We start from the raw sequence: 8506 nt of genomic DNA, 5'->3' as shown, positions 1-8506 counted from the left end.
ATCGCCGCCGTCAGGGACGTCTTGCCGTGGTCAACGTGACCAATCGTCCCGATGTTCACATGCGGCTTCGTGCGCTCAAATTTACCTTTGGCCATTTCAACTTCCCTTGGGAGGCGTGACAGGTTGGTGTGCGATGCCGGGGCGCTTAGCGGCAAAGGCGGGAAAAGACAAGGCCGCAATGGCCGTGCCGCCGGGCCGCCCGGCCGGCTGGAGCGGGTAGCGGGAATCGAACCCGCATATTCAGCTTGGAAGGCTGCTGCTCTACCATTGAGCTATACCCGCGCGCGTCTGGCAGTCCGGCCGGTGGTGGAGGGGGCTGGATTCGAACCAGCGTAGGCATAGCCAACGGATTTACAGTCCGTCTCCTTTAACCACTCGGACACCCCTCCGTCTGACGGAACCGGGCCGCGAGGCGCAGGCGACCGGCACTGCGGTCTCTGCGCTGCGCCTTATGGCGAGGCGCCTTGGTGCTGTCAACAGCGCGGCGGGCCATTTTCCGGCAAATCGGCGCCCGCCGCCGCACGCCGCTGGTGACCGCGCCGGCCAGCCGGTATATAGGCGCGCCATGAGCCGCGACCAAGACGGGGGCAGCCCCAAGGACAGCCACTATGCGCGCCTGCGCCGCGCCCACCGCGCGGCCAAGGGCGGGCCGCCGCAGCCCGTGCGCAAGCGCCGTGCCGGCGGCGCGCAGGCCGCCGAAGCAGGCGACGGGCTGGTGCGGCTCTACGGCCTGCACACGGTGCGCGCCGCGCTCGACAACCCGGCCCGCGTGGTGCGCCGCATGCTGGTGACGCGCAACGCCGCCCGCCGGCTCGGGATCGACGATCCGGCCGCCCTCGCCTTTCCCGTCGAGCTCGCCGAGCCGCGCGCGCTCGACGCCTTCGCCGGCGCCGAGGCCGTGCACCAGGGCGTGGCGATCGAGGCCGAGCCGCTCAGGCCGGCGACGCTCGACGCGCTCGGCGCGGCGCGGCTGGTGCTCGTGCTCGACCAGGTGACCGACCCGCATAATGTCGGCGCCATCATGCGCTCGGCCGTCGCCTTCGGCGCCGACGCGCTGGTGACGACGGCGCGCCACAGCCCGGCCGAATCGGGCGTGCTGGCCAAGGCCGCCTCCGGCGCGCTGGAGGCGATCGGCCATCTCGAGGTGCGCAACCTGGCCGAGGCGCTGGAGCGGCTGGCGGCGGCCGGCTTCCAGACCGTCGGCCTCGATTCCGACGCGCCGCACGATCTCGAAGACGCGCTGGACGGCGCGCGCGTCGCGCTGGTGCTCGGCGCCGAGGGCAAGGGCCTGCGCCACAAGACGCGCGAGACGGTCGCCACGCTGGCGCGCCTGGCGCTGCCCGGCCGCATCCGCTCGCTCAACGTGTCGAACGCTGCGGCCGTGGCACTGCACGTGGCGCGCCGCCACCTCGACCGCGGCCCGGGCCCGGCACCGAAGGGCTGACGCGCCCCTCGCACGCCACCGGGGCCTGTCTCTCGGGGCCGCACGGTCGGGCCGCCGGACGGCGGCACCCGGCGGTCAGACCGGGCGGCGCGCGAAAAAACGCCCCGCCGGCGGGAGCCGGCAGGGCGCTCGACGCGCGGGGGCGACCGCAGCCGGCCGCACGCCCGGCTACTGGTTGGTCGGCTCGATCCGGCTGTCCTCGCCGGCCATGCCCTCGTCCATGTCCTGCGTGCCCATGTCCTGGGTCTCCATGTCGGGGGCATCGGCGTTGCCCTCGATCGAGGCGCTGGTCGCCTGCGTGTCGACGCCCTGGCCGCGCTGCATGCGGTCGTACTCGAAGGTCTCGATCACCGCGATGTCGTCGCGCGCATAGGGCATGTCGTAGCGGGCCGCACCGGGGTTCCAGCCGACGCCGTAGCCCGTGTAGGGGTAGGCGTAGTAGCCCGGCGCACCGGCGCCGCGCGCATTGACCACCACCGCGTCGAGCTTGCCGTCGCTGGTGAAGATCAGGTCGTTGACGTAGCCATAGGCGTCGTTGCCGGTCAGATAGGCATAGTCGCCGACCAGATCGGTCGCCTTCCACACATTGGCGCCGGTCTGCAGGTCGTCGTCGACCACCTGGGCGCTCTGCGCCTCGTCGCGGAAGAAGAAGCCCGCGCCGTCGCCGACCCAGTAGTCGTCGACCGTCTCCTCGCGCACCGGGATCATGATCTCGTCGCCGCCGACGGAGATCTCGATCTCCGACCACGGCACGCTGACATGGGTGTCGCCGATGTCCCAGAAGCCGCCGACCTCGGCGATCAGCGCGACCGCCTGGCCGGTGTCGTCGATCAGCACGTTCTCGACGTCGCCGATCTCCTCGCCGGTCGGGCCGAGCACGTCGGCATCGTCGATCATGCGCTCGTAGCTGAGGCCCTCGGCGTAGATATCGTCATAGCCCCAGGAATTGAGCGCGATGACCTCGACGCCCTGGCTCTGGCCGCCGTTTGCCTGCTGGTCGGCGGCCTGCTGGCCCGTCGCCTGACGGTCGGACGCCTGCTCGCCGGCGGCCTGGTTCCCGGAGCCGTCGCCCTGGGTCTCCATCTGCTGGGTGTCGGCGGCCCGGGTCTGCTCGCCGGTCTGGTTCTGGTCCTGCGCGAAGGCGCTCCCGCCCATCAGCAGGGCGATCACGCTGGTGTGCAGCATCAGATGTTTCACGGCTGTCCTCCATCGCTCGGGTGACATTTGCGGTCGCACGGCGCCGGCGCCTCGCGCAGCGCCGCGATCGCGGAGTCAATGGCCACCGGGCGACGAAGGTTCCGTCGGCGCGGCCCTGCGTACGCTGCCGCTCCCTGCCGGCGGCGGGCGCCGGGCGCCGCGCCGCCTGCCGGCCGTGCCGTCACACCGTCAGGTTGGCCGACGGGTCGGGAATGACCACGATGGTGCTGCCGTCGCGCACCTGGTCGTGCAGGTGGATGATGTCCTGGTTGATCAGCCGGATGCAGCCCGACGACACCGCCTTGCCGATGCTCCAGGCCTCCGGCGTGCCGTGCACGCGGTAGAGCGTGTCGCGGCCGTCCTTGTGGATGTAGAGCGAGCGCGCGCCGAGCGGGTTGCGCGGTCCCGGGTCCATGCCGCCATTGTCGATGCTGTAGGGCTCGAGCTCGGGCTGGCGCGCGACCATGTCGTCGGGCGGCGTCCAGCGCGGCCATTCGCGCTTGTAGGCGACGATCGCGCGGCCCGACCAGGAGAAGCCCTGCCGGCCGACGCCGATGCCGTAGCGCATGGCGCGGCCGCCCGGCCGCACGTGGTAGAGATACTTGGCCGGCGTGTCGACGATCAGCGTGCCGACCGCCTCGTCGGTCGGATAGTCGACCTCCTGGCGCCAGAAGCGGCGCTCGAGCTGGCTCGTGTCGACCGCGGGGATCGGAAACGGCTCGTCGTGGATCGCCCGGTACATCGCCGGCACCACCGGCTTCGGCTCAGGCTTGGGCTCGGGCAGCGGCGCGGGCTGGCGCGTCGACACGCAGCCCGACAGCGCCAGCGCGCCGAGGCCGGCAAGGACGCCGCGGCGGCCGATCGCCGCCGGTCTGCTGGACGGGGCTGCTTTCGGAGCGCCCTCGCCGGGCGCGGGTGCGAAGATCTCGCTCATGGATGCTCGTCTCGAGTCTTGCCCGTGCGGCCGCGCGGGCGGCGGCGACGGGTCGGATTCCGGTTCCGCGGGCCGCATGGCGACCTGCGTGGCAAGGCCGGCCGGGCGTGGCGGGGCCCGAAAGCCCCCGCCGCCGGCGCCGGCCGGTCAGACGCGGAGAAAGATCGGCGGCCGCAGCATGCGGCCGGGCATCCAGGAGGGGTGCGGCGAGGCCGTGACGCGCTCGAGCGGCACGTCGGCCGACCCGGCGACGACGTCGACGGACACGATCAGCCACGGGCTCTTGCAGCCGGGCGTCGGCAGGCTCGCCGGCTGCGCGAGGCCGGCCGGCTCGGAGGCGAGCATCGGCTGCACCGGCTGGCCGGCGACCACCCGGTTGGCGCAGCGTCCGTCCGGCGCAGCCGGCGCGGCCGCCACGGTGTGGACGACCAGGCCGAAGGCCAGGACCGCAAGGGTCAGAAGATGGAGCACGCTGCGCATGAGGCCGGCGTTAGCGGCCGATTGTGGCGGCACGGTGGGCCGGGCCGGCCGATTCGTTGCATTCGCGCAACACTGCGCGGCCGACGGTCACAGGCCGGCCTCCGCCGCGGCGAAGCCCGCCTCGCCCTGCATGCACAGCCGGCCGCCCTGCGCCGTCCACAAGACCGCGCCGTCGGCGCCCTCCGGCCGGCCGGCCACCGTCAGCGGCTCGCCGGCGAGCGCCGGCGCGACGCCGCGGAAGGAAAAGCGCGCGAGCCGGCGGCCGGGCGCCTGCTTGCAGGCGAGATCGGCCATCAGCGTGGCCATCAGCGGGCCGTGCACCACCGGGGCGGCATAGCCCTCGACCCCGGTCACGTAGGGATGGTCGTAATGGATGCGGTGGCTGTTGAAGGTGAGCGCCGAATAGCGGAAGAGCAGCACCGGGCCGGTGTCGATCTCCTCGCGCCAGGCTGCGTCGTCGGGCGCTTCCGGCCCCTGCGGCACGGCGGCGCCGACCTGCGGCGCGGCCCGGTAGACCAGGTCCTGCTCCTCGCGCAGCGCCGGGCCGTCCGGTCCGGCGATCTCGTGCACCACGGTGACGAAGACGAGCGGCCCGCTGCGCCCGGCCTTCTCCCGGACGCCGGTCACGCGCGAGGTGCGCACGGCGCGCTCGCCGACGCGCAGCGGCCGGTGGAAGGCGATCCGCCCGCCGGCCCACATGCGCCGCGGCAGGCCGGTGTCCGGCAGGAAGCCGCCGGTCGCCGCGTGGCCGTCGGCGCCGGCCCGCGACAGCGGCTCGATCGGCAGGAAATGCAGCCAGTGGCGCAGCGGCGGCAGCGCGCCGTCCTCGCCGGGCACCGGCGAGCCGTTCTCCAGCGTCGCGGCGAGCGCGGCCGCCGGCCAGGCGCGGATCGTGTCCTCGACGCGGCGCTGTGCGCCGTTTCCGTCCAGCGTATCGGTCATGGCATTCCGTCCTCGTGCGGCGTGGCGCGGCGCGTGGCGCCGCGCTGCCGTCATAGAGGCAATCGCCGCCGCGCTCCAACCCCCGGCGCACAGATCGCGTCAGATGCGCATGGCGGTCCGGATGCCGTCATAGACGGCGGCGTGGATGTTGCGCGAGGCGACCGCGTCGCCGATGCGGATGAGACGGAAGCCCTGCGCGCCGTCGACCGGCGGCGCGATGTCGCCCGCCCCGACCAGCGCCGCGTAGTCCAGCGCGCCGCGGTTCGCCGCATGCGGCTTGAGCGCGAAATAGAGCGCGTCGTTGGCAGCCGTGCCGTGCTCGACCACCACCTGGTCGACGCGGCGCTCCGCCCGCCAGTCCGGCGCGAAATCCGAGCCGAGCGTGGCGATGAGGCCGTTGCCCTCGCGGCGCACCGCGACGAGCCGCGTGTTGATGGTCACCGTGACGCCGTGCTCGTGGAAGGCGCGCATGTAGGGCACGTGGTTCATGCCGCCCATCTCCGGCGCGAAGAAGCGCTCCGGCGAGACGAGCTCGAGCGCCGCACCCGAGCGGGCGATCATCTCGGCCGCCGTCATGCCCTGATGGCCGCCATTGTCGTCGTAGAGCAGCACGGTCTCGGCCGGCCGCGCGCTGCCGGCGACGATGTCCCAGCTCGACGTGACCAGGTCGTCGCCGGCCGACAGCGGCGGCGTCTGCGGCAGCCCGCCGGTCGCCACGAAGACGACGTCCGGCGCCAGCGCCAGCACGTCGTCGGCCTCCGCCCAGTGGTCGTAGCGGATCGTCGCGCCGAGCCGCTCGAGCTCGGCGAGCCGCCAGTCGACGATGCCGACAAGCTCGCGCCGGCGCGGGTTCTGCGCGGCGAGCGCCACCTGGCCGCCGGCGCGCGAGGCCGCCTCGAGCACGGTGACACGATGGCCGCGCTCGGCCGCCACGCGCGCCGCCTCGAGCCCGGCCGGCCCGGCGCCGACGACGACAACGTGGCGCGCCGGCCCGGCGCTGCGCGCCACGACGTGCGGGATCGTCGCCTCGCGGCCGGTCGCCGCGTTGTGGATGCACAGCGCCTCGCCGCCCTCGTAGATGCGGTCGAGGCAGTAGGTGGCGCCGACGCAGGGGCGGATGCGGTCCTCCTGGCCGGCCATCACCTTGGCGACGATGTGCGGATCGGCGATGTGCGGCCGGGTCATGCCCACCATGTCGAGCTTGCCCTCGGCGATGGCGTGGCGCGCCGTCGCCACGTCGGCGATGCGCGCGGCGTGGAACACCGGGAACTTCGTCTCCGCCCGCACCTGGCCGGCGAAGTCGAGATGCGGCGCGCTGGCCATGCCGGAGATCGGGATCACCCGGGTGAGCGCGGCGTCGGTCTCGATCGTGCCGCGGATGATGTTGAGGAAGTCGACCTGGCCGCTGTCGGCCAGCCGGCGGGCGATCTCCACGCCCTCCGCGCGCGTCAGCCCGCTTTCCACGGTCTCGTCGGCGACCATGCGCACGCCGACGACGAAATCCGGCCCGACGGCGCGGCGGATCGCCGACAGCACCGCGAAGGTGAAGCGCAGCCGGTTGTCGAGCGCGCCGCCGAAGGCGTCGTCGCGCCGGTTGGTCAGCGGCGACCAGAAGCTGTCCATCAGGTGGCCGTAGGCCTCGAGCTCGATGCCGTCGAGGCCGGCCGCGCGGCAGCGCTCGGCCGCCGCCGCATAGTCGGCGACGATGCGCTCGATGTCCCAGTCCTCCGCCTCCTTCGGAAAGGCGCGGTGGGCCGGCTCGCGCACCGGCGAGGCCGACAGGACCGGCAGCCAGTCGCCCTTGTTCCAGCCGGTGCGGCGGCCGAGATGGGTGAGCTGGATCATCACCTTGCAGTCGTGCTCGTGGCACGCCTCGGCGAGCTCGGACAGCCACGGCACGATGGCGTCGTCCCAGGCATGCAGATTGCCGAAGGCGGGCGGGCTGTCGCGGCTGACCAGCGCCGAGCCGGCCGTCATGGTGAGCGCCATGCCGCCCTTCGCCTTCTCGGCGTGGTAGAGCCGGTAGCGCGCGGTCGGCATGCCGTCCTCGGAATAGGCCGGCTCGTGCGCGGTCGACATCACCCGGTTCTTGAAGGTCAAATGCTTCAGCCGGTAGGGCTGCAAGAGCGGGTCCTGGCTCAGTTGACGGGCCGACATGGGTCCTCCGGCTAGCGATCGCATGTGCGCCGGCGCGGCGCGTGCGCTGGCGGCCGTCGCCGCGTCGCCGCGATCGCGGCGGCGCGCGGCTCCCGCACGGCCCGTCTGCCGCCCTGCGCCGGCACCGCCAGCATAGTCAGTCGAGCGGCAGCCGGCGATAGCGGCCGGGCTCAGCGGGATCGACGAAATGGCTGATCGGCCCGTTGTCGGCGAAGTGCCTGGCCCAGCGCGCCATGGCGGCCGGATCGAGCGCGACGCCGAGGCCCGGCCCCTCGGGCACCCGCACCGTGTCGTCGACCTGGCGGAACGGGCCGTCGCGGACGACGTCGCCGACCTGCCAGCGGAACAGCGACTGCGAGGCCTCGGTGATCCACGGCGTCGCGGCGACGACGTGCAGATAGGCCGCCGTCATGATGCCCAGGTCGTTGGAGTAGCACCAGAACCCCTTGCCCATCGCCTCGCAGGCGGCGATGAACCGGAGCGCCTTCGACAGGCCGCCGAGCGCGGCGAAATTGCACACGAAGGTGTCCGGCGCGCCGAGCGCCACCGCCCGGCGCAGGTCCGGCACATGGGTGGAGAACGGGATCGAGGAATGCTGGCGCAGCGCCGCCATCTCCTCGAAGGTGGCGACCGGGTCCTCGTAGTTGCGGATGTCGTAGGGCTCGATCTCGCGCAGCACGCGGCGCGCGGTCGTCAGCGACCACTGCATGTTGGAATCGAGCTTGATCTGCGCCTGCGGCCCGAGCGCCTCGCGCAGCAGCCGCACGGTGCGGATCTCGAGCGCCGGATCGCCGAGGATGAGCTTGCCCTCGAAGATGGTCGAGCCGTGCGCCTCGCGCATCGCCAGGCAGTAGTCGACGATCGCCTCCGGGCTCATCTCGCCGCCCGCCTCGCCCTGGCGCGGCCGGAAGGCGAAGTACTCCGAGAACGGGATGTCCTTGCGCACGGCACCGCCGAGCAGCCGGTAGAGCGGCATGTCGAAGACCTTGCCGCGGATGTCCCACAGCGCCAGCTCGACCGCGCCGAAGGCGACGGAGGCCGCGTTCTCGCCGGTGTTGGCGGTGATCTGCCAGGGCGGCACCGCGCGGCTCTCGCAATCGGCCAGGTCGAGCGGGTCGGCGCCGATCAGCGCCGGCGCGATCTCGGCCTCGACCACGGCGCCGAAGTGCCACCACGGCGCCTCGCCGAGACCGACGACGCCGGCATCCGTCTCCACCTCGATGATCGACTTCGAGGCGCCGCCGTAGAGCCCGGCGGTCCACCAGAACGGCGCGTCGAAGGGCACGTTGACATGGGTCACGCGGATGGCGGTGATCTTCATGCGGCGTCTCCAGGCGCCGGCCGCGGCCGAG

The 8506-nt window shown here is 73.1% G+C and carries 8 protein-coding genes and 2 tRNA genes; 1 reads left to right on the top strand and 9 read right to left on the bottom strand.

The window, feature by feature from the left end:
- From N1F89_RS14250 to N1F89_RS14240, 3 genes are all read right to left on the bottom strand, one after another.
- Nucleotides 1–95, bottom strand: a 95-nt coding sequence (locus tag N1F89_RS14250) for a GTP-binding protein (protein ID WP_032936484.1), incomplete at its 3' end; no start/stop codon positions are given.
- 113 nt (nucleotides 96–208) lie between these two features.
- Nucleotides 209–282: transfer RNA gene (locus N1F89_RS14245), tRNA-Gly, on the bottom strand.
- 22 nt (nucleotides 283–304) lie between these two features.
- Nucleotides 305–389: transfer RNA gene (locus N1F89_RS14240), tRNA-Tyr, on the bottom strand.
- Between the two features lie 176 nt (nucleotides 390–565).
- Between N1F89_RS14240 and N1F89_RS14235 the strand changes: the two genes are divergently transcribed.
- On the top strand, nucleotides 566–1444 hold the full coding sequence (locus N1F89_RS14235) for an RNA methyltransferase (protein WP_290084841.1): 879 nt from the start codon (nucleotides 566–568) through the stop codon (nucleotides 1442–1444).
- A gap of 168 nt (nucleotides 1445–1612) precedes the next feature.
- Here the strand turns inward: N1F89_RS14235 and N1F89_RS14230 are convergent, their stop codons facing one another.
- From N1F89_RS14230 to N1F89_RS14205, 6 genes are all read right to left on the bottom strand, one after another.
- Nucleotides 1613–2641: a PRC-barrel domain-containing protein gene (locus tag N1F89_RS14230; protein ID WP_290084840.1), complete on the bottom strand. Its 1029-nt coding sequence runs from the start codon at nucleotides 2639–2641 to the stop codon at nucleotides 1613–1615.
- Between the two features lie 181 nt (nucleotides 2642–2822).
- Nucleotides 2823–3575, bottom strand: a complete 753-nt coding sequence (locus tag N1F89_RS14225) for a L,D-transpeptidase (protein ID WP_290084838.1) — start codon at nucleotides 3573–3575, stop codon at nucleotides 2823–2825.
- A gap of 147 nt (nucleotides 3576–3722) precedes the next feature.
- The gene (locus tag N1F89_RS14220; protein ID WP_290084837.1) at nucleotides 3723–4055 is read right to left on the bottom strand and encodes a hypothetical protein; all 333 of its coding nucleotides are present in this window, start codon (nucleotides 4053–4055) and stop codon (nucleotides 3723–3725) included.
- Between the two features lie 87 nt (nucleotides 4056–4142).
- Nucleotides 4143–4997 carry a MaoC family dehydratase N-terminal domain-containing protein gene (locus N1F89_RS14215; RefSeq protein ID WP_290084836.1) on the bottom strand — a complete coding sequence of 285 codons (855 nt, stop codon included), beginning with the start codon at nucleotides 4995–4997 and terminating at the stop codon, nucleotides 4143–4145.
- Nucleotides 4998–5096: 99 nt separating this feature from the next.
- Nucleotides 5097–7154 carry an NADH:flavin oxidoreductase gene (locus N1F89_RS14210; RefSeq protein WP_290084834.1) on the bottom strand — a complete coding sequence of 686 codons (2058 nt, stop codon included), beginning with the start codon at nucleotides 7152–7154 and terminating at the stop codon, nucleotides 5097–5099.
- A 136-nt stretch (nucleotides 7155–7290) separates the two neighbouring features.
- Nucleotides 7291–8475, bottom strand: coding sequence for a mandelate racemase/muconate lactonizing enzyme family protein (locus N1F89_RS14205; protein ID WP_290084833.1), 1185 nt, complete (start codon nucleotides 8473–8475; stop codon nucleotides 7291–7293).
- Nucleotides 8476–8506: the final 31 nt, after the last annotated feature.

It is taken from the genome of Aquibium sp. A9E412, from assembly GCF_030398335.1.
In the GTDB taxonomy this organism is placed as follows: domain Bacteria; phylum Pseudomonadota; class Alphaproteobacteria; order Rhizobiales; family Rhizobiaceae; genus A9E412.
The sequence above is the reverse complement of the archived record's forward strand: the minus strand, read 5'-3'. Positions and strand labels throughout refer to the sequence as shown.

Bases quoted from the DNA above. Each gene is read 5' to 3' on its own strand.
- N1F89_RS14235 (WP_290084841.1), top strand. From the start codon at position 566: ATGAGCCGCGACCAAGACGGGGGCAGCCCCAAGGACAGCCACTATGCG.
- N1F89_RS14225 (WP_290084838.1), bottom strand. From the start codon at position 3,575: ATGAGCGAGATCTTCGCACCCGCGCCCGGCGAGGGCGCTCCGAAAGCA.
- N1F89_RS14220 (WP_290084837.1), bottom strand. From the start codon at position 4,055: ATGCGCAGCGTGCTCCATCTTCTGACCCTTGCGGTCCTGGCCTTCGGC.
- N1F89_RS14215 (WP_290084836.1), bottom strand. From the start codon at position 4,997: ATGACCGATACGCTGGACGGAAACGGCGCACAGCGCCGCGTCGAGGAC.
- N1F89_RS14210 (WP_290084834.1), bottom strand. From the start codon at position 7,154: ATGTCGGCCCGTCAACTGAGCCAGGACCCGCTCTTGCAGCCCTACCGG.
- N1F89_RS14205 (WP_290084833.1), bottom strand. From the start codon at position 8,475: ATGAAGATCACCGCCATCCGCGTGACCCATGTCAACGTGCCCTTCGAC.